Origin of the sequence: Psychrobacter submarinus (genome assembly GCF_904846685.1) — a bacterium.
Lineage (GTDB): Bacteria > Pseudomonadota > Gammaproteobacteria > Pseudomonadales > Moraxellaceae > Psychrobacter > Psychrobacter submarinus.
Genome location: NZ_CAJHBQ010000003.1, coordinates 319,371 through 342,362 on the forward strand (window position 1 = coordinate 319,371; position 22,992 = coordinate 342,362).

The following is a 22,992-nucleotide window of genomic DNA, read 5'->3' on the forward strand; positions in this document are numbered from 1 at the left end:
TCTTAGTTTTGGGAAGGGTTTGAGTTTTGGGAAGGGTTTGCTGCAGTCGTTGTTTGCGGATCGATATCTACTAACACACTCATGCCTGAACGAATGCGCGCATCAGCGGTATTTGGCCGAGCCTTTATCTCAAAAGTGCGCACATCAAAGCCGTCATCATTATTAGTCGGTCGCCAAGTGGCAAAATCCGATAAGCTAGACGAAGCATAGACAGTGAAGGTCTTAGTATAAGGGCGATTGGATGCAGATAAAGCCGGGATGGTGCCGGTAAACTGTTGCCCGATGGCGAACCGATTCAGATGATCTTCGGTTACGTTAAGGACCACCCATTGGTCATCGGTATTGACTAAAGTCAGTATGGGTACGCCTTGACCGATGACCTCACCATTACTGACGATGACATTATCTACCACTCCAGCGATAGGGCTTTTTAGATTGGCTTCTTCTTTGGCGACCAACGCCTCTTCAAGCTTAGCTTCGACCTGCGCCACTTGCGCATTAGCGGCCGACTTATCTTCACTACGCGCGCCTTCTAACGCCAGATCATATTGCAAACGCGCCGCTTCAGTTTGATCTTGAGTGGCAAGATACTTAGCATAAGCTTCATCGCGCTTCTGCCGCGCCATTAGACCTTCTTGATAAAGACGGTTGACCCGCTCATAGGTGTTGGCGGCTAAGTCTGAGGCGGCTTTATTGGCTTGCCAAGCGGCCTTTGCCTGCGCGATCTCTTGCGGGCGAGCGCCATTTTCTGCTTTATCTAACTGGCTTTGTGCGGCATCGAGACCTGCTCGTGCTTGGTTGACCTTGGCATTGATCTCTGGCGAGTCCATCTCAATGAGCTGCTGTCCGGCCTCGACCTTATCGCCTTCGGTGACTAATATCTGGGCGATACGTCCAGGTACTTTGGCCGCGATAGAGGTCTGCTTCATTTGCATCTGACCTTGCAACGTAATACTCTCAGGTGCGCTTGACTGACTGCTTTTGTATAGGCCATAAGCGATAACTGCCAGTACTATTAATAGCACGAGTGCAAAGACAGCTTTTTTTATATTTGCAGCCTTGTCTGCTGATTTTTTATGTGGATAGGGCGCCGTCGTTTTCTCTAGTTCCTCAGCATTATCAGAGGGTTTGTTATCATGAACCGGATCTAATGTATTGACATCATCAGCGTCGTTATGAGAGTTAGCCATGATATAACGTTCCTAAAGCAAGTGAGTAAGAAGTGAAAAATGAGTATAAAAGCTAAGAAAATGAATGTTAATATAGGTCGAATGCCTTAAAAGTGTCATAGCGCGTTAAAGTGTCATAACGCGCTTCGATCCATAATCGTTTTTACACAATCCATTGGTTATGGGTAGACACGAATAGCATAAGGTTTAGAGTCTTCTATGCTCTCATAATTATAAATAGCGCCAAATGCGATAATAAAGGCTGAATAATAAAGCCAAAGCATAATAACTACCGCCGCTGATAAAGCTCCAAACTCAGCGCTATAGTTATTAAAGTTTTGTACATAGATTGAAAAAAATACCGACAATAACATCCACAGTACCGTAGCAACAGCAGCCCCTGGCATTAGATTTTTGAGCGCTATAGCATCACGATTCGGCGCGAGACGATAGAGACCCAATAGGCTGACAAATATGATAATAGCCAATACCGGCCAACGGCTCCAAAGCGCGATAGTCTTAGCGATTTGTGGAAAAGGAAAGTTGTTCGCAAGCAGTGGAATAAGCGCAATTGAGGAGATCGCTACGATCAACACCACTAATGCAGCAAAGGTTAAACCCAATGCTCGAATGGTTTTTTGTATAAAGCCGCGCTCTTGGGTGATACCAAAAGCAAGATTAATCAAAATGATTAAGGACTTGATCCCTTTAGAGCCGGCATAAAGCGCTAACACACTAGATAGTAGAAGGCTGAAGGTCAAGCGTGTGCTGGTATTAGAGACTAACTGACTAAGGCGGGCGTTAAGCACATCATAAACGGATGGCGGTATAAATTGGCGCAAAAAATTGATCTGCTCTTGCATCTCAGCCGGCGAAAAAATAAGACCGTACAGCAGTACAAATACCGCCATTACTGGAAAGATAGATAAAAACCCAAAAAATCCTACGCTAGCACAATGCGCCCAAACGTTAGAATTATTGGCATCGCCCCACGTCTTTAATAGCTGCGTTGGTAGCTTTTTAATTTTAGCAGTTGGATTATTCATAGTATTATTCATAGTATTATTCGTAGTAGGGGGTTTAATAGCATAAGAGTCAAATAGTATAAGCACTCACAGGCAGTAAATAAGGTTACAAGTTTTATTAGTTTTGACGTTATTGAGTATATAAAGTCGGTAACCTGATATCAGCAGCGTTAAGATACGTATTAAAAGCAAGCGGCGTACCACAGCTTTGCATCAAACTGGCCAATGCTTGTACATAGTCATTGGCTGCTTGCGCTTGTTCGGTACGCGCTTTGAGCGCTTGAGTCTGTGCTTGTACCACATCGATGGTGGTGTTTACACCTTCTTGCAGTCCTAAACGGCGTAGACGCAGTACCTCTTGGGCCAGATCGACATTGCTCTGTAGTGCTTGATACCGAGCTTGAGCGTTATTGACATCATTCCAGTTCTTTTCGACCAATAATAAAAGATTGTCGCTGACCTCAATCTCAGATAAATCGGCTTGACGGATGCGCGCATCGCTAGCAGCTAACGATGCGGTTTTATCCAGCCCGCCCAACAGCTTCCAACTGGCAGATACCCCCGCAATCCAGCTCGGGTCTTTTTCAACTTGACTAAAACCATAGAGTAGTACGGTTGGCTTATAGCCTGTGTCTGATAACGCTCGAAGCTGCTGCGCTTGCGCGCGCTTTGCCGCCACTTTTTGTAGTCCTGGATGGTTGGTAAGCGCTAAGTTCTGATAGTAGCTGACATCGCTCAAAGGCTGGCTTGAGACAAACAGCGGGGTCGTCGGTTTGATACGGTAATCAGTGCGCAATAAACGCTGCAGCGCAATCATTGCTAGACGAGCATCGTTGTTGGCTTTGATAGACTCGCTTTTTGCATCGGCAAGCGCGGATTGGGCTTGCAGACGATCGACCCGCGAAATAAAGCCTTCTTCGAATAAGCGCTGCGCAGTATAGTCGGTTTGTTGCAGGGTATCATAAGCATCTTCACGTAAGTAAGCGGCAATAATCGCCAATTGCGCCCTAAAGTAGCGCTCAATAAGCGTATTATATAGCTCGTTTTTGTCTAATATACTATCAGCGACCGCTTCTTGCGTACGCGCATTAGAAGCTCCGGTTAGCGCTGCAGTGCGCCCAGCGGTATACACCGGCCACGCCACTCCAAGACCTGCCCCTGTCGTGGAGCCTGAACGGTTAAAATCATAAGAGTCTGGAATACGCTCACCGATGATCTCACCAAAATTAGGCAAGTCTGGTACCGGCGGAATAGGCGGCGCTACATTACTTATGCCTGGGCTGTTAAAGTCATTGCCCACATTATTGACGCCATCAATGACTCGATTTCTAAGCGAGGATAAGTCGATATCTTCTTGTACCCTATAGGCATTGGCAGATAACTGCGCGAACACAAACGGCCGATCTACTGTCGCAAGGGCGTCTGTCTGATATTCGCTAGCGGCGATAGCAGCTTGATTAGCGGCGAGTTTCGGCGACACTTGAAATAAGGTATTCTGTGCTTGCTCCAAGCTCAAAAAGCTAGATACCTCTAACGGGTAGCTATTGGCAACACTTTTATGGGTAATAGGGTCAATGAGGGTGTCTAGAGTCGCGCTCGCTGCTAGTGGCTCTGCGGCAAGGTAGCTAGTATTATTTATAGCAGTACTTACAGAAGTAGCGCTATCTACAATTTGCGTAGTTGCCTGAGAAGTGGCAGGCGTATAACTATCCGCTAAAGCCTGACCGGAAGCGCAAGAGAGCATCAAAGTGATTATCATAGAAGGTAGAGACAATAACGCAAATTTCATAATAGAGGTAAACCACTTATCAAGATGTCGTGCTGAATTTAGGGCATTATAGCCCTGTTAGGGTTGACACACCAGTTTTAGGTTTAGACTAAGCGTTGTTATAGGGTTTATAAAGTTGCAAGGATTATAAAGTGACAACGGCTATAAAAATGCGCAATTGTAAATAATGCTATAGTCGATAGTATAGAAAATAATGATAACTTTAAGGAGTAGGGAATGGCAGGGTATATTTTAGCTTTGGATCAAGGCACGACTTCTAGCCGCGCCATTATATACGATGACCAAGCCAATACTGTCAAAATAGTGCAGAAGCCGACTCAGCTTATCACCCCGAAAGCCGGTTTTGTCGAGCAGGATGCTCAGCAGATATGGCAGACACAAATCAGCTGTGCTCATGATGCTATTAATCAAGCGGGGTTATTAGCGACAGATATCACCAGTATCGCCATTACCAATCAGCGCGAGTCCATTGTGGTTTGGGATAAAACCACAGGCAAGCCGCTTGCCCCAGCGATCATTTGGCAAGATAGGCGTACCGCTAGCTATTGTGAGACGCTAGCCAAAAAAACCGTCTCGCATCAGCGCAGCGTCGCCCAAGAGATACGTAGCGTCACAGGCTTACGCTTAGACCCTTACTTTAGTGCCAGTAAAATCGCTTGGTTATTAGAAAACAACCCAGATATTAAGGCGCGCATCGATGCCAACAAAACCGAAGAGCTGGCGATTGGTACTATTGACAGCTGGCTTATCTATCAGTTGACCGGTGGTGAGCACGTCATCGATGTGACCAATGCATCTCGCACCTTACTATACGATATTAATAAACTGGCCTGGTCGAGTGAGCTGTGTGCGCGCTTTGATATACCTATGTCGATACTGCCAAAAGTCCTACCTTCTGATGGCGACTTTGGCAAGACCAAAAAAGGCTTATTTGCCAAACAGATCGCTATTCAGGCGGTATTAGGCGATCAGCAAGCGGCTTTATTTGGTCAAGGCTGCCTTGAGCCTGGCATGGCAAAAAACACTTATGGTACCGGCTGTTTTATGCTGATGAATATAGGCGAGACCCCTAAGCTCAGCGAGCAGCAACTGCTCACCACCATTGCTTGGCAAAAGACCGCTGTACAAAGCCGCGCTGAGCAACTCACCTTTGGTCAAATGGTAGAGTCGGGTCGGCGGCTATTACAAATCCCAAAAAAACAAACCACTTACGCGTTAGAGGGTAGTGTCTTTATGGCAGGCGCTATCGTGCAGTGGCTGCGAGATAATCTTGGCATGATCAGCGAAAGTAGGGATGTCGAGCGCTTGGCTCAGCAGGTCGATAGCAGCGAAGAGGTGGTACTATTGCCAGCATTCACCGGGCTTGGTGCACCGTATTGGCGCTCAGATGTCAGTGCTAGCATCACCGGTATGAGCCGCGGCACTACCAAGGCCCATATCGCCCGCGCAGCATTAGAAGCTATCGCTTATCAGACTTATGATGTATTGATTGCTATGCAAAAAGACAGCCCTCATCCTTTGACTGAATTGCGGGTTGATGGCGGCGCCGCTAATAATGATTTGTTAATGCAGTTTCAAGCTGACTTGCTTGGTGTACCGGTACTACGTCCCATGGATACGGAGATTACCGCTAAAGGTGCGGCGCTACTAGCGGGACTAAAATCTGGACTATATGATGATAATACGATGATAGAGTCTTGGAAAGTGGAGCGTAGTTTTGAGCCAACGATGTCAGAAACAAATCGTCAAACGTATCTAGGTAAATGGCAGGATGCCATGACGCGCGCGCTGACTCAACTTTGATTTTTTGATGACAGTTTTATAAAGGTTTTATTGATAGATACTCAAAAGGCTATTAAACGGTGCAAACCTGCTGGCAGGATACATGCTGTAACGTAAGCTAATATTGGCGTTGACATAGCTTACATATCCGGTGTAGCTACTACCACGCAGATGATTTTATACTTAAATAGTAATGAGGTTGTTTACTAAAGAGGACATGAAGTGGACTTAGCCACTTCAGTTTTCTTTGATTTAGCTTGTTCAGCGCTACATTAGTGTTGAATCAGTGCCGAAACTGAAGAAGTTAAGCTCTTATTCAACCCTCATTTGAGAACTCTAAATTTATAACAATTAATTAAAGGATTAAACGATGAATAACAATAAGACTGATAATATAATTAATAATGAGCCAAGAGTAGACGCTCAAGGTAATGTCATTGATGCTAATGACCGCATTATCACTGATGACAACATGGTTGGCGGCGATAAGCAGCGTATCATAGATGACAATGCTCGCCGTATGGCAGACCAAGAAGTGGTCGATAGAAAAGTGGTCACTAACGATCCTGATAATATTGATCGTAGTGAAGTCAAACACATGTCAAAAGAGACAAAAGACGACCTAAACGCTGACATGATCACTGGTGAGCCAGGCTCGCATCCAGTAGGTACTGGTATTGGCGGCGTTGGCGGCGCAGCAGCTGGTGCGGCTATCGGTTCGATGGCAGGCCCACTAGGCACCCTAATCGGTGGCGCTATCGGTGCAGTCGTAGGTGGCGGTGCAGGTCATGCTTCAGCTGAAGCGATTAACCCGACTCATGAAGAAGCTTACTGGCGTGCTGAGCATGTGAATGCAAGCTATTATAAAGAGGGTCATGACTTTGACCGTGATCTAAATCCTGCTTATGCAGTCGGTTATGCTAATCGCGCTAAGTATCCCGCTGATGCTCGTTTCGAAGATCACGAAAGTGACCTAAAGCGCTCTTGGGAAGAGGTCAAAGGTGAGTCGCGTATGCAGTGGGAAGAAGCGCGTCTAGCCTCACGTGATGCTTGGAACCGTGTAAGTAGATAATAGCTGCATTAGTGAATAGGACAGTAAAAGTATCTTTACCTAATTTCTAAACAGGCAAAGATAAAAATAAAAGCTTCTAGAGTTGTTCTAGAAGCTTTTTTTTACGCTTATACTTTTGGCGTAAAGCGATTACAAAGTTATGTTATTCTGAGATTATCTATCACAACCTTTATAAAGAACGCAAATGGCTGTTACTAACGACCCTTCATCAAATAAACCTATGCTAAGCGCCTCTGAGCTGTCTGCTGATGTCGCAAGCTTCTATCAAGGTAAGTCGCGACAAGGACAAGCGCCAGGCCTTTGGACCCTCGTACTCTCTCAAGTTACGACTTGGATTTTTGCCCGCTCACTGATGAATGCCGCTATATTGGGCTTTTTTTATGGTATTGCCGGCGCTTTAGCTTATGCGATGTATTATTTTAGCTTTGTCACTGGCGCGCATATTGTCGATAGCCTACGTTTCAAGCATGGCTTTCATAACATGCAAACCTTTATGTATGACAAATTCGGTAAAACCGGCGAGCACTGTTTTAATGCCGTGATTAGCTTTCGGTTGGTGAGCGAGATATTTAGTAATTTATTAGTGTTTGGCTTTATTACGACCTTGTTTGTGGGCTTTAATGAGAGCTACTTAATAGTGTTTATTGCCATTGCTACCTTAATCTATTCTTCAATCGGCGGCTTACATACGGCGCTCAAGACTGATGTTATGCAAGCCTCGCTGACTATCGTAGCAATCGCAGTGCTAGCTATCGCTATGTTTATGCACCCGCTATTCTCTTTTACCGATATTGTCAGCTCTTCCAACACCGCCGATAATAAAGGCTGGATATTACTGATCGTTGCTTTTATTCAAGTTTGGAGTTACCCGGCCCATGATCCAGTGATGACGGACCGCGGTTTTCTAGCAGATCGTAGCACCACCAAAAAGTCATTTTATTATGCCGCGCCTATCTCCATGATTTGCATTATGCTATTTGGTCTGCTTGGTGTGTTTGCTCAGTTAAATAATGCTGGCGGTGCTACTGAGGTCACGCAAACACTGAACACTTTATTTTCGCCAGCGGTGATGCTGTTATTTTGTTTTGCGTTAATCGTTTCCGCGATCTCTACGCTCGACTCAACTTATGCGAGTGCCGCAAAACTCGTCGCTGTCGATATGAAACTTATTAAGCCGACAGTTAGAAACGGCAGATTGGTCATGATCGGCTTTTTGCTGGTAGGCTTAGGGTTTATTGCTACCGGCAGCAAGGACTTATTTGACGCCGTCGCTATCAGTGGTACGGCTTCGCTATTCTTAGCGCCGGTTGTATTTTTTAGTATTTGGTCTAATTGGCAGGTTAAGCCTTGGGCGCTCGTCATTAGCTTCGCTTCAGCTTTGCTAGCCGGCGTCATTTATATGCTAGAAAACGCGGGTTATGTTACATTAATGACCCCGCTTTTTGGTGTAGAGCACAAATACGTCAAGCTATTAATACTCTGTGTTGTCGCGTCATTACTCGGTTGCTTATCTTTTGTAGTTGCTCGTAAAAAGGATGCATCAAAACCGTAAATAATCATACAACATGCCTGAGCTATATTTGCGAATGAGAGTTGCAAAGACGGTCCTTAAAAGTGTTGTAATATCGTTTAGTAATAAAGCAAACATACTTTTTGAACACGTGTTCAACACTAAGGTGAGCGACTTATGCTATGTTAAGACAGTTTAACGGTTGAGTTTAGTTTACCTTGTGAAAACTACAGCGCCTAGACAAGTGGCATAGCTGATACGTTTTATCATACATTCATCTATTAGGCTGCTCACATCTTCACTGTTTATACTCTTTTTTATACATAATAAAAATAATAGGTTGTTTATGAGTCAAGATACCGCCAGTAATAATAGTTTTTATATTGCCACTGCTAATTTACTTAATTTTGCCAATCCCAATCGTATCTTTTATGAAAACGCACCAGCTTATACCAATAAGGCTTACGAGCATAAATTGAACGGACTAAGTAGCCTACTATCCAACGCTCATGCTGATATCATCGCTGTGCAAGAAGCTTGGGATAGCAGGGCAGTTGAGTCGTTGGCAATGTCATTAGGGTTTGAGGCTAAGGATGTCATTATTCCTTTAGCCAGTAATGAGCAATCAAGCCCCTATACCCAAGGCAGAGGAGCCATAGGGACGCCAGCGGTAGGTATTATTAGCCGCTTTGAGGCGATAGAGACAAGCTTGCTAGAAACCGTTGTCGATGAAGCGACAATTGATATTCCAGACATTGGCCCTTATCGTCAGTTTAAACGTCCGCCATTGTTGGTTAAAGTCGAGGCTTATGGTCAGCCTATTACGATTATCACCGCTCATCTAAAAAGTAAACGTGCTTTTTTCTTACGTGATGATGATGGCAATTTGTTAGAGGATATGGATGACCCTAACATTCGGGTTCGCGCCAAACTGCGTAGTCTGTGTATGCGCGCGGCGGAAGCAGCATCTATAAGAATGACGATTATAGAGCGCTTAAAGCATACGCGAGAGCCTTTGATACTGCTTGGCGACATGAATGATGTCACTGGCAGCGTGACTACTCAGTTGATGACAGAGACAGGAGAGGTAAATTATGATAAAAGTATGCGCGATGTATCATTATTCGATGCAGCTCGCGTGCAAGCACGCTATGGTTGGATGAAGGATGTGGCATATACTCATATCTACCAGGGTATGCCAGAGGTTATCGATCAGTTATTTGTCTCAGAAGAGTTTTTGCCCGAGAGTAAATTCGCTCTCGGTCACGTCGAGCGAGTAGATTATTTCAACGATCACTTAAAATGGGATTATGCTGATAGAGTCACTGATCATGGTATTATACGAGCGAAAATAAACATTCATGGCTGATGCTATATCTCATTAGCTATTACATTGTGGTTTAAGACAATGCCTGATTTTGCCGACTAAAAGTTAAATGGTTGTGATGCAATACATTATTTGCTAACGATAATAATAGCTATCATATTGTCTATTATTAAAGACCATATCAGTACTTGATTTAGGGCTGATAATTTGATGAAAACAAGTTATGGCAATAAGGCTAACATTAAGAGGTTTATAATGAGTGGACAAAAAGACGACAAAATCGAAGATGTGTTAGTAGACTCAGAGTTGGCCAAGAAACTGGTACCAAATAAATTTAAGTTTACCAGTCAGCAAGGCCGTGCTCGCCGTCAAAAGTTACTGATGGGTGCTAAAAAGCTTAGCGAAACCATGCCTATCAATGATATCACCTTAGCTGCGGTATGCGAAGAAGCAGGTATCCCGCGCGCTTCTGCATATCACTTCTTTCCTAATATTGAAGCGATATTTTTGGCCTTAAGGTTCTTGAATGCGATTGATATCTTAGAGATATTAGCGACCGTTGAGACCGAAGATTATGATAGATGGCAGGGCTACCTGATTGCACTTGTCAAGCGCTGTGTTGAGATTTTTCATGATGACGAGACTAAAGCGAAGCTGATATATGACACCAACACTCCTGATTTTGAGGGGGATAGTTTTGGTGAGGATATGGATCATCAGGTCATCGAACTGGTTCACAAGCGCTTATCTGAGCGTTATGAGATGCCTGATTTTGACAACATAAAAGAGATCTTATTAGTGACTTATGGCATTATCAATGCGATATTTACCTTATCTTATCGCCGTCATGCCAGTATCACTGAGCACTATGTGCAAGAAGCGGGAACGGCGTCAATTGCTTATCTGCGCTGCTATCTTCCCGAAAACTTGCCTCGTAAAGAGGCATAAAAGCTACCGCTGAAGTTTAATGACAATAAAGCCGACTCAATGTCGGCTTTTTGCGGTTTATGCGTTAAGTGATCTCTGTAAGAACAGCATTAAAACAAAACTAGCCACATCGTCTATTGAATTTATTATTGCTAAGGCTATCATGGATAATAAACCTTCTTAGCCAAGAGAGCCAATCTAAAAACTGCAATGAGAACTATGACTGAATATTATGATTTTTATTACCAATAATATCACTTTGAACGACAATGAAGTAGAGATTAATGCTATACGCGCTCAAGGTGCAGGGGGTCAAAACGTCAATAAAGTCGCCTCTGCTATTCATCTGCGCTTCGATATCAGAGCCTCAAGCCTGAGCGATCTACACAAAACACGCCTGTTAACCAGTAAAGATAGTCGCATTAATAAAGACGGCATATTTGTGCTCAAAGCCCAGCAATATCGAACCCAAGAGCGTAATAAAATAGACGCCATCGAGCGTCTACAGGCCTTTATCAAGCAAGCCACTTATGTAAATAAAACTCGAAAAGCAACGAAACCAAGCCGTAATGCCAAACGTAAGCGAGTAGATAACAAGACTCAGCGAGGTAAAGTCAAAGCGTTAAGGGGTAAGGTTGATTACTAGCTAAGGCTTTAATTTTTCTCACCACTGTTGTTGCATCCATAAACTTTAATTATAAAATTTTAATTATATTGTGAGACCCTTCTATGACCTCATTACTTCCGCGTTTATATTCGTTTCGTCGCTGCCCTTATGCGATGCGGGCGCGCCTTGCTTTATTATTTGCTGAATTACCAGTTGAGCTACGAGAGATCGTGCTAAAAAACAAACCAAGCCAAATGTTAGCGATTAGTCCGAAAGGCACAGTACCCGTCTTGCAGCTGCCTGAGGGCAGGGTAATTGAAGAAAGCCGAGAAATCATGATATGGGCGCTTGAACAGAATGACAAACAAGGACTGCTCGATGCTAAGCTTATCAAACAGGCAAATGACTTACTCGACAAAAATGATCATGAGTTTAAACACTGGCTTGATCACTACAAGTATGCAGACCGTTATCCTGAGATGAGTCAGGCTGAGTATCAAGAGCGAGGCGAGGTATTCTTACAGAGTTTAGAGACTTTGCTAAATAAAAATGCTTATTTGCTAGGTGATAGCATCAGTATCGCTGATATTGGTGTTATGCCTTTTGTACGCCAATTCGCTCACGTAGACCGCGACGTTTTTTATGGCTTGCCATACCCAAAGCTGCAAAGTTGGTTACAGGACTGGCTAGAACATCCGCTATTTAAGCAAGCTATGACGAAGTTCGATCCTTGGCAAGAAGGCGACGAGGTAATCATATTTCCTAATTAAAGTAGATATATCATCCAGCCAGTTTAAAATTACATTATAGACAATGAATTTGTCGCCTATTGCCAAGTACAAGCCAATGCTCTGTATAATGAGACAATAGAACATTCCTTTAGCGATACGCTTTTAACTAGAAGACTTTACTATGCCAAACCAACGTCCGTTATATATTCCCTTTGCAGGTCCTGCGCTATTAGAAACCCCTTTACTAAATAAGGGTAGCGCCTTTTCACCAGAAGAACGTGATAGCTTTAATTTAACCGGATTATTGCCTCATACCATCGAGACGATTGAAGAGCAATCTTTGCGCGCTTATCATCAACTTCGCTCATTCACTGACGACATGGATAAGCATATTTACTTACGCAACATTCAAGATACCAATGAGACCTTATTTCATCATTTGATTGACCAACATATTGAAGAGGTTATGCCGCTCATCTATACCCCAACGGTTGGGCAAGCTTGCGAGAAGTTTTCGCAGATTTATCGCCGAAAGCGCGGTATATTTATCTCTTATCCCGAGCGTCATAAAATCGATGATATGCTACAAAACGCCACTAAACAAAAGGTAAAAGTGATCGTAGTCACTGACGGTGAGCGTATATTAGGCCTAGGCGATCAAGGCATTGGCGGTATGGGCATTCCCATTGGTAAACTATCTTTATACACTGCGTGCGGCGGTATCAGCCCTGCTTACTGTCTACCCGTATTATTAGATGTCGGTACCAATAATCAGCAGCTGCTTGATGACCCTATGTACATGGGCTGGAGAAATCCGCGCATCTCTGGTGAGGAATACAATGAATTTGTCGATTTATTTATTCAAGCCGTTAAGCGGCGCTGGCCAGAGGTGCTCTTACAATTTGAAGATTTTGCACAAGAAAACGCCACGCCACTATTAAATAAATATCGCGATCAATTATGCTGCTTTAATGATGATATTCAGGGTACGGCTGCGGTTTCAGTCGGTACATTGATCGCAGCATGCTTAAACAAAGGCCAAAAACTCAGTGAGCAGAACATAGCGTTTTTGGGTGCAGGATCGGCAGGCTGCGGTATTGCAGAGCATATTATTCGCCAAATGCAGCGTGAAGGCTTAAGTGAGGCGCAGGCACGCAGACAGGTATTTATGGTGGATCGTTATGGCCTACTCACCGATAACATGACAGAGCTACAAGCGTTCCAAGTGCCACTAGTGCAAAAAGAAGCAGATATGCAGCACTGGGATAAGAGTCAGAAACTTGGGCTTTTACAAGTGGTTAAACAAGCAAAGATAACGGTATTGTTTGGGGTTAGCGGGCAAAAAGGTCTGTTTACCCAAGAGATTATTGAGTCTTTATGTGCCAACACAGAACATCCTATTGTGCTACCGCTGTCAAACCCAACGTCTCGCGTTGAAGCCACACCGCAAGAAGTGACAAACTGGAGCGACGGACGCGCAATCATTGCTACGGGTAGTCCTTTTGCCAATACCACTTATAATGGTCAGTCTTTTGAAGTGTCACAATGTAATAATAGCTATATATTCCCAGGTATAGGCTTGGGGGTCTTGGTAGCACGGGCAACAGGGATCAGCGATAATATGCTCATGGCCGCAAGCCAGGCCCTAGCAGATATATCTATGGAATACAAAAAAGCACCCGGTGCTATATTACCGCCCATCAACGTCATTAAAGAGATTAGTGAAAAAATAGCTCATGCTGTGGCAATGCAAGCTGTTGAAGATAAGCTTGCCCTGCCAGTCACGGCAGAAAACCTACAACGTCGATTAGAAGCAAATTTTTGGTTACCTGAGTATCGTAATTATCGCCGTACTTCTTTTTAGGGCTATAAAATATAAAGAGATAAGCTGATTATTATCAAAAATAGTAGTCAGCTCATTAATGATAATTACTTATATATTATTAGCTTGGATGATAATAATAACTTGAGCTTTTTAAACAACAAAAACCCCTTACAAGCCAATGCCTGTAAGGGTTTGAATTTGGTGGGCCCAGTATCAACCATATTTAATCAATAAGTTTTTGATTTACATGTTATTTATTAAAAATAGTTTTGGTTATACCAACGATTATACCAACAAATGAGTTGGTGATATACTCAGCGATCAATCAACATGGTAAAGAGTTTGACCTAAAATACTATTGTTATTTATTGTTAATACAGCGTTTTCTTGTGGCTATATTAGGGGCTGTATAGAATTGAGAAAACATTGAAAAAAATAAGCAACGCCTTACTCTAATGTTTACCACAACAAAGAAACAAGGCGTCACTTATGGCTCGCACCAAGCTCAACGATGAACATTGGCACAAGCTATTTATTATATTGCGACAAATTAACGTATATAACAAGCCCAATCTAAGACGTACCGTTGAAGGCATGTTGTACCGCATACGAGTAGGCTGTCCATGGCGAGACTTACCTTCTTATTTTGGTCATTGGTCTAGCATATATCATCAATACCGTTACTGGCGTAAAACCGGTAAATGGCAAAAGCTCATGAAGATAGTCACAGCAAACTATGATAGTGAATGGTTATTTATAGACGGTAGCGTGGTCAAAGCTCATCAGCATAGTACAGGCGCAGCCAGTCATCTTGATGAGGCCATTGGTAAAAGCGTTGCAGGTAATAGCAGCAAACTGCACTTAGTGGTCGATGCTTGTGGCAACCCTATACATGTTGAGCTGTCAGGTGGGCAAGTACATGACTCTAAGATGGCAAAGGCGTTGATATTTAGCACGATTAATAACCAGACTAAAGCGGTGATTGCAGACAGGGGCTACGATAGTAGCGATATTAGAGAGTGTATCTTCACGCACTGTGCTCAGTCAGTCATACCTGTTAAGTCGAACTCTAAAAGCTGTAACGACACACTAGATTGGTATTTGTATCGTTGCCGTCATTTGGTAGAAAACGCTTTTGCTAGATTGAAACATTTTAGGGGCATTGCCACGCGATATGATAAGCTCAAAGATAGCTATGCAGCGGCGGTAATGCTCGCTTGTGTCTTTATCTGGTTGCCCCTGATTTGAATTCTATACACACCCTAAATAAATAACAGTTTAAAACCTCATTGCGATAACTGCGATTAAATCTTTCAATATAAGCATTCTGATAAGGACAACCAGGCTCAATATAATCAATGTAGATACCGTGAGCCGACGCCCAATCAGTGAATATATGCGAGGTAAATTCACTGCCGTTATCCACGCGAATTTGCTTAGGATAGCCATGCCACTCGTCTAGCTGATCAAGGTAGCGAATCACTCGGAGTGAGGGGATACTGGTACCAATATCAATACCTAGCACTTCACGGTTATAATCATCAATCACATTAAAGGTTCGAAAGCGAATCTTATTATGTAGTCTGTCACTCTTGAAATCCATAGACCATGTATGCCTTAATACACTTAGGGCCCTTAACGGCTGAGGATGACGTGTTGGTAGCCGTCTTTTAGACTTACGGCGTAGGTTTAAGTTTAACGCTGTATAAACACGGTGTACTCGCTTATGATTCCATTGATAGCCAAGCTTACGTATACGCTTAAAGCACTTTGGGAAGCCCCAACGATTGTGCTTGTCAGTAAGCTCATTTAAGACATCAATAATCTCACTATCATCAGATAGCTTAGGCTTATAGTAGTAAGCGGTTCGACTCATGCAGACCACCTGACAACTCACTGCAATGCTGACATCATACTGCGCCTGTAACTCTTGCGCCCAGACTTTGCGCTCGAGGGCAGGCGCTATAGCTTTTTTATGATATCTTCCTGCATTTGCGATTTGAGGCTTAAATCAGCATACATCTGTTTGAGTCTGCGGTTTTCTTTTCTAGCTCTTTTAGTCGCTTCACGTCAGAGGCTTCCATACCACCGTACTTAGATTTAACTTGGCTATCGCTCCGTCTTGCGTCACTAAAACAGTCTCCCAGACGGTTTTTTAACGTTCCTCATTATAGAAAGTCGAGCTAGCAATACCGTATTTACGGCACAGCTCTTTAGCAGGTATCCTAGCTTCTGCTTCTTTTAATATGGATACTATTTGGGTCTCAGTCATTCGTTTGCTCATATCAAAACTCCTTATGGGTATGTTATAAGAAATTCTACGTTTGAGCTGTGTTAGTTTAGGGGATAGTTGCAAGACTACTCCTTGTAAAAAATATCTTTGTTTATCTTATTATTTAGGCTGCTCTACTGTTATTTGTATTCGTATACAGTGTCTGTATTTTTAGGACTACCCAGGAATAATGATTATCTAAAGAGCATTATTAATCAGGAAATCATATTGTTTATAAATAAAAAGGGGCTGTAGTAGATAAGCACTATGCTAGACTATTTTTATGAAGATAACCCGTTGTAAACTAAGTAAAAAATTGCAGCGAAGGCTGTTAGAGTTTTTCACAGCTGAAGTGACTGCTAGAACAGCCGCAGATTTGCTTGATATTCAGCCTAATACTGCTGCACTTTTTATCATAAAATAAGACTTGTGATAGATTACCATCTCTCATTAGAAGCTGATGAGCTTTTTGATGGAAAAGTCGAATTAGATGAAAGTTACTTTGGCGGTGTACGCAAAGGCAAAAGAGGTCGCGGGGCTGCTGGTAAAACCGCTGTATTTGGTATTCTAAAACGAAACGGTAAGGTGTATACCATTGTCGTAGCAGACACCAAACAGACTACCCTAATGCCTGTCATCAAGCGTAAAATCAAGCCTGACAGCTTTGTTTATACTGATAGCTATCGAAGTTATAATGCATTAGATGTGAGCGAATTCAAACATTTCAGAGTCAATCACTCTAAAGAGTTTACTTGTGGTAAAAACAATCACATCAATGGCATTGAGAACTTTTGGAATCAGTCTAAACGAACGCTCAGAAAATATAATGGAATTGATAAGAAGCATTTCCATTTGTTTTTAAAAGAGTGCGAGTTTAGGTTTAACTATGGCTCACCATCTAATCAGCTGAAAACCTTGAGAAAATGGTGTGATATTTAATCCTTATCTACTACAGCCCCAATAAAAATAGTATTCAAAGGATGCGGATAAGATTGTGAAACACCATCTGCAAATAAGATTGAAAAGCTGTGTGTCTAACTTTTCAAATAAATCCGCTAAACTTTACTAAAGCAACCAAAAAACCATAAAAAAGCCTTCCAAACTATGATCCTAGCTTGGAAGGCAGTATTAACAATGATAATGACAAACCTTATCTTGGTTAATGTTATAACGTTAGGTTTTTTAGTTAACGCGCAAATTCCGAATATTTACCGCAGGATGCAGGCAGCCAATAGAATTCAGTTGCAAAGAATTCGTCGTCGCGCATTCTGCCTTCATAACTGTCATCGAAGATAATTTTATACTGGCAAACCTCTACTCCACTATCGGTATTGTAAAATTTGAGAATGTAATCCCATTCGCGAGCATTGAAGCCTTCACTAAAATGAGGGGTGCCGATGAGTTTGTAAATCTCATCTTTAGTAGTTCCTACTCTAATCTTGGCAACATCATTATGATTGACAATGGTACCGCCTTTTTGCCATGCTTTGTTTGGATCAGGAAAGACCAAGTCATCAGAATCAACAGAGCCATGCTGAGCACCAGGCGTCAAATGCCAAGTTGGTAAGATATTTTTTTGGCTGCAGCCAGTTACCGTAAATAGTAAAGCGGTCGTTGCCAATAAGCCATAACGATATACAGATTTTTTCATTACACATTCCTAAATATATTTTATGGGTAAATTGACAGCGTCTATTCATAGATAAACGCTGCCATGAAGTAGTGTGCTTATATTAGAAATGGAAGCCTGCACCAACTGCGCCGCCTGCATTGCCTTGAGTATCTGCTGTACCATTTACCTTAATGACCCAGCGACCATTATCAGATACTTTAGAGACACCAATCGCCACTGCACTCTGACCATTATAAGTAGCGATACCACCACCAACCATTGACTTACCAGGGATGTAAGCTTGTGGTAGTGAAGACATAGCCATTGCTGCTGAAACACCCGCATTTGCATCGTCTTCTACTTCATTTATTTTATAACCTAGCTCATTAACACTGTTACTGAGCTTCCCATCAAGCGCATTAAGCTGACCAAGGTTGACAGCATCATTGACTTCGATGCCATCAGCGACACCAGTGATTGTTTTATTACCTGCATTGATGCCTTCTGTGGTCATGCTTGGACCATCTTTGATGGTGATACCATTATTGCTGACTGTGGTATTACCTGTGGTCACACTATCAGCCGTGACACTGTCCACACTGATATTGCCATTCAAATCAAACTTAATGCCGCTGCCAGTGGTGGTTGTAGTGATGTTATCGCTGCCTTCAAACTTAAGGGCAGTGCCATCGCCTACTGGTTTATTGAAGTTGTCACCATTATCAGCACCGAAGCTTAGACCAGCATCTAGTCTGTCAGTATTGGCTTGAATATTATCAGTGTTGACTTTGATATCTTCATTGGCCTGAGCATTACCTTGGTTAATAGAAGCAATAGCATCACTGATATTCCCTTTACCAGTACCGCCGATGTTATTAGCGGTTAGGTTACCATCTGCATCATAGGTAGCATCACCACCGATAATGCCAGCAACATCGCTACCAAGATTATGCAATTGACCACCATTGATGGCATCAGTACTACCTGCAGCGATAGAGCCACCTTTGACATTGGTGATAGTGGTACCTGCTGCGCCGCCTAATGTAATGCTGCCTTTATTGACAGTATCATCTGGGTTTTTGTCGTATTGCACGGCAGCGTTACTGAGCGCTTCATTGCTATCACCCAGTGCATCACTGACTGCTTTTAGCTGTGAGACGTTGACCGCATCGGAATCCGCCGTACCTGCGGCAACGCCAGTGACTTGACGATATACGTTATTAGCCGCATCACCCACAGCAACTGCGCCTGTAGTACTGGTTGTGGCAGCAATAGCAGCATTGCTAACGGCCCCAAATCCTGCGATACCCGCGCCCGTCATCGCTGCAGAGCCGGTACCCAATACTACCGAGCCTTCGACAGTTTGAGTCACATTATTACCGAAGACAAAGGTGTCATTACTATTAATTGTATTGTTATTACCCACTGAGTAACTGTTACTGCCATTAATAATACTTGGATCACCAAAGGCACCAGAGTTATCGCCATTAACAACGTTGCCGGTACCGATACTAATGGACTGATTACCTAACGCTTGCGCGCCATCACCAATAGCAATTGATGACTCACCTGCAACCTCTGACCCTTTACCTATAACGACAGATTTTGTCGCATCGGCCGAGGCAAACGTGTCATGACCTAAGGCTACTGTGCTATCAGCGCCAGCTTCGATAATGGCGTTGACACCGATGGCAGTAGAGTCTAGACCACCTGCGCTTGAGTCATTGGTCACACCGTTAGCAATGTCGCCTTTGCTTTGACTACTAGCATTGGTATGGGCAAATTTTACGCCTTCCGTGTTCATTTTTTGCACCGTCTCACCGATGGTCAAGCGATCAGTGACTTCTTGGCCTTCTTTATTATAGGTTAAGAATAAAGATTCTAAGTCATTGTTATTTACATTGTTGTTAACCACTTGATCTGCCAAATTTACCGTGACCTCATCACCGTTTTTATCAAACACCTTGACCTTAGTAACACTATCAAGCTGACCTTTATTAACTGCATCAGAGGCGTTGATACCATTGGCAACGTTAGTAAGCGTCGTTCCACCACTAACGACGATGTCGTTATCATTGTCATCTTTACCGACGATAGCTGGTGTACCAGCGAAGCTGACTTGGTCGTAGTTTACTGTGTTGTCAGGGTTTCGATTATACTGAACCCCGCCTGCGGTAATATTGCCAGTAATGGCGTCTAACTGACGTTTATTCACTGCATCGCCAGCGTTTGTGCCATCTTTTAGGTTGGTGATGGTAGAACCACCGGCATTAATGCCACTTGCAGTAATGCTTGGACCGGTTACATCACCTTGGGTGTCTGTAAAGCTGATGCCGCTTTGATTAAAGATACTTCTGTTACCCGTTGCATCTGTAACAGTAAAGCCTTCAGCACCATAGTTGCTGGTGCTGGTACCGTCAGTGACGCTGGTACCTGCAGTGGTGATGGTGGTTGCATTACCTGCACCATCATCAACTTTTACACCATCGCTGTTGGTGACGCTGTTGCCAGTCGTCACGCTACCATTAGCACCAAGATCAATATTCTCAGAAAGCTTGACCGTTAGGGTGTCGTCAGTACTAGCAACCACACCAATGTTGTTATCAGTTAGTTCAGTAGCTCCGCCACGAACTTTTAATTCTTCACCCAGTTTACGAGTGAACGGTGTTGCAGTGTTGTTGTCGCCTGAGAATTTTAGACCAGCATTGGTCAAACCTGTAACTGCCGTATTTACATCGCCTGCGTTGACGGCATTGTTTGCATTGGCAGCAAGAGTAATGTCTCCTGCACTGGCAACGCCTGTTAGTTGACGATTAGCGCCATCGACATTGGTAAACTCAACACTGGTACCACCCGTTTGAGCACCAACGGTGATCGCGCCTGTACCAGTATCTTGACGAACCAGACCAGTTTTACCTGAGGCCAGATCTGCAAGACCAGAAGTGTTTGCCGTGGTGCGACCATCTAAGTTGCCTAGTGCGCTACCGACATCGTTATAGTCTGTGGTGCTACCATCGTTATTACCGTTGTTTAAGGTATAAGTGGGTGCGGTATAAATATCGGTTGCTGCATCATAAGCAGCGCCGCCACCTAGAGCAGCCAGATTACCAGTAGAGCGATTGCTATTGTCGGCGATGTTCCCTGTATTGGTATCAATGTCTGTTCTATTAGCAGTAACACTAGTATTAGTAGTGTTTAATTGATCGCCCGTCACTGCATCACTTGATCCAGCAGCAATAGTGCCGTTAGATAAGTTAGTGATTTTATCACCGCCGACATCTAAACCATTAGCTGTGCTGGTCAATACTGTGTTATTGGTGGCATCACCAATAGTCGCTTGGGTGACACTAATGTTCTCTGCTAAGTCGTAGTTAATGCCATTGTCACTTACGGTTGAGACTAGGTTACCATCTGTGTTGGTGAAGTTAACCGCTTCGCCTAACTGTACGTTGTCTTGAGTGCCATTGTCGGCACTGATATTAAAGCCTTGATTGGCTTTAGTTAGGGCACTGCTTGCTGTTGTTTGAGCAGTAGTGACATTGGTATTAGTAGTATTTAACTGATCACCAGTCACTGCTTCAGTAGAGTTTGCAGCAACGTTACCATTTGCAAGGCCACTTAAGGTACGCACGCCATCAGTGCCAGTAAACTCAACACTGGTACCACCCGTTTGAGCACCAACGGTGATCGCGCCTGTACCAGTATCTTGACGAACCAGACCAGTTTTACCTGAGGCCAGATCTGCAAGACCAGAAGTGTTTGCCGTGGTGCGACCATCTAAGTTGGTTAATGCATCACCTACATTATTAACTGTTGTTCCACCGACGTTATAAGTAGGGAGACTCACTGCACCTGCAGCTGTTCCTGCAGCAGAGCTACCTCCCAATGCACTAGCTGTACTGGCTGCTAGGTTCCCTAGTTCTGTATTAGTTTGAAATAATTGACTACCATTAATACCATCTGTACTCGTTGCACTCACGCGACCAGCGGCCAAGTTGGTTAAAGTACGTTCAGTACCTGATGCACCAATGCTCACCGTGCTTGAAGTAGCAGGTGTGCCTGCATAGGTATAAGTCTTGCCGTTAACTGTACCTGTTTGGGTTCGAACGTACGCAGCAGTTGTTGAACCAGAACCCAATGCAACACTATTGGCATTATTTGCTGTTGCAGAAGTACCCAAAGCGATAGAGTTTGTGGCTGACGCATTCGCACCAGACATGAGAGCTAAGGCATGATTTCCTGAGGCAACCGCACCATTTAGGCTATTAGTTGTACCATTTCCACTTGATCCAATAGCAACAGAACCAACCCCATTTGCGACTGGACTATCTAAGGCTGGCGTTAAGCCACTACCAATAGCAACCCCACCTGCACCAGTAGATGTCGTAGGATTACTATTGAAATTTTGACCTATAATGACTGATAGATCACCACTCGCAATAATATCACTACCGATTGCTGTAGCCTGTGAACCTGATGCTGCAAGATTTGCACCTATTGCGATTGCCTCTGGACCTGAGGCACAAGCAATACTATTCTCGTTTGCAATAGCTATCGAAGCAGATTCAGTACCAGAACCAGTAGTACCTCTTGTACAGTTTGCCCTAGTCGTCCCACCGCCTGCTTCATAGCCTGCTACTGCCTGCACACTAAACCCGGCACTAATCAGCCCCACACTTAGAGCACTCAATCGTAATAATCGTGCCCCTGAAGATATCGCAGCAGATGCGGTAGACGTAGAACTCACGCTACTACTAGACTTACCACGGCTTTTTGCATATTCAGCAACCGCCATAAAGCAGTTTAATGACTGATTCCAAATGACTTTGTAATTACGATTCATATTGCTCTTATCCTATGAAGATGAGTGGGCGAGTAGGTAACGGGAAACACTATAGGTTTGTATATATACAGATTAGAGATAATTAAATAACTTTTGTTAGCTTATTGACTAGTTTTGTTATCATTTTATAGTACCAAGATATATAGTAAATACCGTTCATCACTAAATATCGACCGTTCATCAGTAATATTTAAGAAAGAATCTAAATACTTTTGGGGCTGTCCTAGATAACTAGTTCAAACCCTGTTTAACCCATTGTTTTAATTGTAGTAATTGCGACTTTGGGTCACTGTGATTAAAACGCCACTCACATTCCTTTAAATAGAGGTAAAAATGCTCTTTTGGAACCCCGTTAAACTTGCGTAGATGCCGTTTAGCTTGGTTCCAAAAGTTCTCTATACCGTTAATGTGATTCTTGTCATTAACAAAGGTTTTAGAGTGGTTGATACGATAATGAGTAAACTCACTGACATCGAGACCATCCCAGATTCTGTGTAACTG

The 22,992-nt window shown here is 43.4% G+C and carries 16 protein-coding genes and 5 pseudogenes; 10 read left to right on the forward strand and 11 right to left on the reverse strand.

Annotated features, from left to right (window positions below; all coding sequences use genetic code 11):
• Positions 1-2 precede the first annotated feature (2 nt).
• The 3 genes from JMY03_RS10625 to JMY03_RS10635 all read right to left on the reverse strand — a co-directional run bounded on the left by JMY03_RS10625 (position 3) and on the right by JMY03_RS10635 (position 3,983).
• Positions 3-1,190 (reverse strand): HlyD family secretion protein, encoded by a 1,188-nt coding sequence (locus JMY03_RS10625; RefSeq protein ID WP_201603595.1) that lies wholly within the window; start codon positions 1,188-1,190, stop codon positions 3-5.
• 158 nt (positions 1,191-1,348) lie between these two features.
• Entirely contained in the window at positions 1,349-2,227 is an 879-nt protein-coding gene (locus tag JMY03_RS10630) for a YihY/virulence factor BrkB family protein (protein ID WP_201603597.1), read from the reverse strand.
• 97 nt (positions 2,228-2,324) lie between these two features.
• On the reverse strand, positions 2,325-3,983 hold the full coding sequence (locus JMY03_RS10635; RefSeq protein ID WP_201603599.1) for a TolC family protein: 1,659 nt from the start codon (positions 3,981-3,983) through the stop codon (positions 2,325-2,327).
• A 216-nt stretch (positions 3,984-4,199) separates the two neighbouring features.
• Between JMY03_RS10635 and glpK the strand changes: the two genes are divergently transcribed.
• The 9 genes from glpK (at position 4,200) to JMY03_RS10680 (ending at position 15,012) form a co-directional block, all read left to right on the forward strand.
• Positions 4,200-5,786 carry a glycerol kinase GlpK gene (gene glpK / locus JMY03_RS10640; RefSeq protein ID WP_201603601.1) on the forward strand — a complete coding sequence of 529 codons (1,587 nt, stop codon included), beginning with the start codon at positions 4,200-4,202 and terminating at the stop codon, positions 5,784-5,786.
• A gap of 499 nt (positions 5,787-6,285) precedes the next feature.
• Positions 6,286-6,837, forward strand: a complete 552-nt coding sequence (locus JMY03_RS10645; protein ID WP_201603658.1) for a hypothetical protein — start codon at positions 6,286-6,288, stop codon at positions 6,835-6,837.
• A gap of 184 nt (positions 6,838-7,021) precedes the next feature.
• The gene (locus JMY03_RS10650; RefSeq protein WP_201603602.1) at positions 7,022-8,389 is read left to right on the forward strand and encodes a sodium:solute symporter family transporter; all 1,368 of its coding nucleotides are present in this window, start codon (positions 7,022-7,024) and stop codon (positions 8,387-8,389) included.
• 304 nt (positions 8,390-8,693) lie between these two features.
• Entirely contained in the window at positions 8,694-9,716 is a 1,023-nt protein-coding gene (locus JMY03_RS10655; RefSeq protein WP_201603603.1) for an endonuclease/exonuclease/phosphatase family protein, read from the forward strand.
• 213 nt (positions 9,717-9,929) lie between these two features.
• The gene (locus JMY03_RS10660; protein WP_025645546.1) at positions 9,930-10,622 is read left to right on the forward strand and encodes a TetR/AcrR family transcriptional regulator; all 693 of its coding nucleotides are present in this window, start codon (positions 9,930-9,932) and stop codon (positions 10,620-10,622) included.
• 211 nt (positions 10,623-10,833) lie between these two features.
• Entirely contained in the window at positions 10,834-11,247 is a 414-nt protein-coding gene (gene arfB, locus JMY03_RS10665) for an alternative ribosome rescue aminoacyl-tRNA hydrolase ArfB (protein ID WP_201556872.1), read from the forward strand.
• An 83-nt stretch (positions 11,248-11,330) separates the two neighbouring features.
• On the forward strand, positions 11,331-11,978 hold the full coding sequence (locus tag JMY03_RS10670) for a glutathione S-transferase (protein WP_201603604.1): 648 nt from the start codon (positions 11,331-11,333) through the stop codon (positions 11,976-11,978).
• Positions 11,979-12,120: 142 nt separating this feature from the next.
• On the forward strand, positions 12,121-13,803 hold the full coding sequence (locus JMY03_RS10675) for an NAD-dependent malic enzyme (protein ID WP_201603605.1): 1,683 nt from the start codon (positions 12,121-12,123) through the stop codon (positions 13,801-13,803).
• Positions 13,804-14,253: 450 nt separating this feature from the next.
• Positions 14,254-15,012, forward strand: coding sequence for an IS5 family transposase (locus JMY03_RS10680; protein WP_192529359.1), 759 nt, complete (start codon positions 14,254-14,256; stop codon positions 15,010-15,012).
• Here JMY03_RS10680 and JMY03_RS10685 read toward each other — a convergent pair.
• From JMY03_RS10685 to JMY03_RS13450, 3 genes and pseudogenes are all read right to left on the reverse strand, one after another.
• Positions 14,990-15,763, reverse strand: a complete 774-nt coding sequence (locus JMY03_RS10685) for an IS3 family transposase (RefSeq protein ID WP_201603660.1) — start codon at positions 15,761-15,763, stop codon at positions 14,990-14,992. The genes JMY03_RS10680 and JMY03_RS10685 overlap by 23 nt on opposite strands.
• A pseudogene (locus tag JMY03_RS13495) lies at positions 15,762-15,866 on the reverse strand (transposase); the annotation flags it as partial. The pseudogene JMY03_RS13495 and the gene JMY03_RS10685, both read right to left, overlap by 2 nt.
• Positions 15,867-15,919: 53 nt before the next feature.
• Positions 15,920-16,048: a transposase gene (locus JMY03_RS13450; RefSeq protein WP_201603606.1), complete on the reverse strand. Its 129-nt coding sequence runs from the start codon at positions 16,046-16,048 to the stop codon at positions 15,920-15,922.
• A 271-nt stretch (positions 16,049-16,319) separates the two neighbouring features.
• On the opposite strand from JMY03_RS13450, the pseudogene JMY03_RS10695 reads away from it, so the two are divergent.
• Positions 16,320-16,975, forward strand: a pseudogene (locus JMY03_RS10695) (IS1595 family transposase).
• A gap of 247 nt (positions 16,976-17,222) precedes the next feature.
• Here JMY03_RS10695 and JMY03_RS10700 read toward each other — a convergent pair.
• The 5 genes and pseudogenes from JMY03_RS10700 to JMY03_RS10710 all read right to left on the reverse strand — a co-directional run.
• Positions 17,223-17,687, reverse strand: a complete 465-nt coding sequence (locus JMY03_RS10700; RefSeq protein ID WP_201603607.1) for an outer membrane protein assembly factor BamE — start codon at positions 17,685-17,687, stop codon at positions 17,223-17,225.
• An 82-nt stretch (positions 17,688-17,769) separates the two neighbouring features.
• The gene (locus tag JMY03_RS13455; RefSeq protein ID WP_449314258.1) at positions 17,770-18,696 is read right to left on the reverse strand and encodes a YadA-like family protein; all 927 of its coding nucleotides are present in this window, start codon (positions 18,694-18,696) and stop codon (positions 17,770-17,772) included.
• A 12-nt stretch (positions 18,697-18,708) separates the two neighbouring features.
• Positions 18,709-20,238: pseudogene (locus JMY03_RS13500) on the reverse strand (trimeric autotransporter adhesin AtaA); the annotation flags it as partial.
• A 552-nt stretch (positions 20,239-20,790) separates the two neighbouring features.
• Positions 20,791-22,491, reverse strand: a pseudogene (locus tag JMY03_RS13505) (ESPR-type extended signal peptide-containing protein); the annotation flags it as partial.
• A 231-nt stretch (positions 22,492-22,722) separates the two neighbouring features.
• Positions 22,723-22,986: pseudogene (locus tag JMY03_RS10710) on the reverse strand (transposase); the annotation flags it as partial.
• Positions 22,987-22,992 lie beyond the last annotated feature (6 nt).

Bases quoted from the DNA above. Each gene is read 5' to 3' on its own strand.
- JMY03_RS10625 (WP_201603595.1), bottom strand. From the start codon at position 1,190: ATGGCTAACTCTCATAACGACGCTGATGATGTCAATACATTAGATCCG.
- JMY03_RS10630 (WP_201603597.1), bottom strand. From the start codon at position 2,227: ATGAATAATACTATGAATAATCCAACTGCTAAAATTAAAAAGCTACCA.
- JMY03_RS10635 (WP_201603599.1), bottom strand. From the start codon at position 3,983: ATGAAATTTGCGTTATTGTCTCTACCTTCTATGATAATCACTTTGATG.
- glpK (WP_201603601.1), top strand. From the start codon at position 4,200: ATGGCAGGGTATATTTTAGCTTTGGATCAAGGCACGACTTCTAGCCGC.
- JMY03_RS10645 (WP_201603658.1), top strand. From the start codon at position 6,286: ATGGCAGACCAAGAAGTGGTCGATAGAAAAGTGGTCACTAACGATCCT.
- JMY03_RS10650 (WP_201603602.1), top strand. From the start codon at position 7,022: ATGGCTGTTACTAACGACCCTTCATCAAATAAACCTATGCTAAGCGCC.
- JMY03_RS10655 (WP_201603603.1), top strand. From the start codon at position 8,694: ATGAGTCAAGATACCGCCAGTAATAATAGTTTTTATATTGCCACTGCT.
- JMY03_RS10660 (WP_025645546.1), top strand. From the start codon at position 9,930: ATGAGTGGACAAAAAGACGACAAAATCGAAGATGTGTTAGTAGACTCA.
- arfB (WP_201556872.1), top strand. From the start codon at position 10,834: ATGATTTTTATTACCAATAATATCACTTTGAACGACAATGAAGTAGAG.
- JMY03_RS10670 (WP_201603604.1), top strand. From the start codon at position 11,331: ATGACCTCATTACTTCCGCGTTTATATTCGTTTCGTCGCTGCCCTTAT.
- JMY03_RS10675 (WP_201603605.1), top strand. From the start codon at position 12,121: ATGCCAAACCAACGTCCGTTATATATTCCCTTTGCAGGTCCTGCGCTA.
- JMY03_RS10680 (WP_192529359.1), top strand. From the start codon at position 14,254: ATGGCTCGCACCAAGCTCAACGATGAACATTGGCACAAGCTATTTATT.
- JMY03_RS13450 (WP_201603606.1), bottom strand. From the start codon at position 16,048: ATGAGCAAACGAATGACTGAGACCCAAATAGTATCCATATTAAAAGAA.
- JMY03_RS10700 (WP_201603607.1), bottom strand. From the start codon at position 17,687: ATGAAAAAATCTGTATATCGTTATGGCTTATTGGCAACGACCGCTTTA.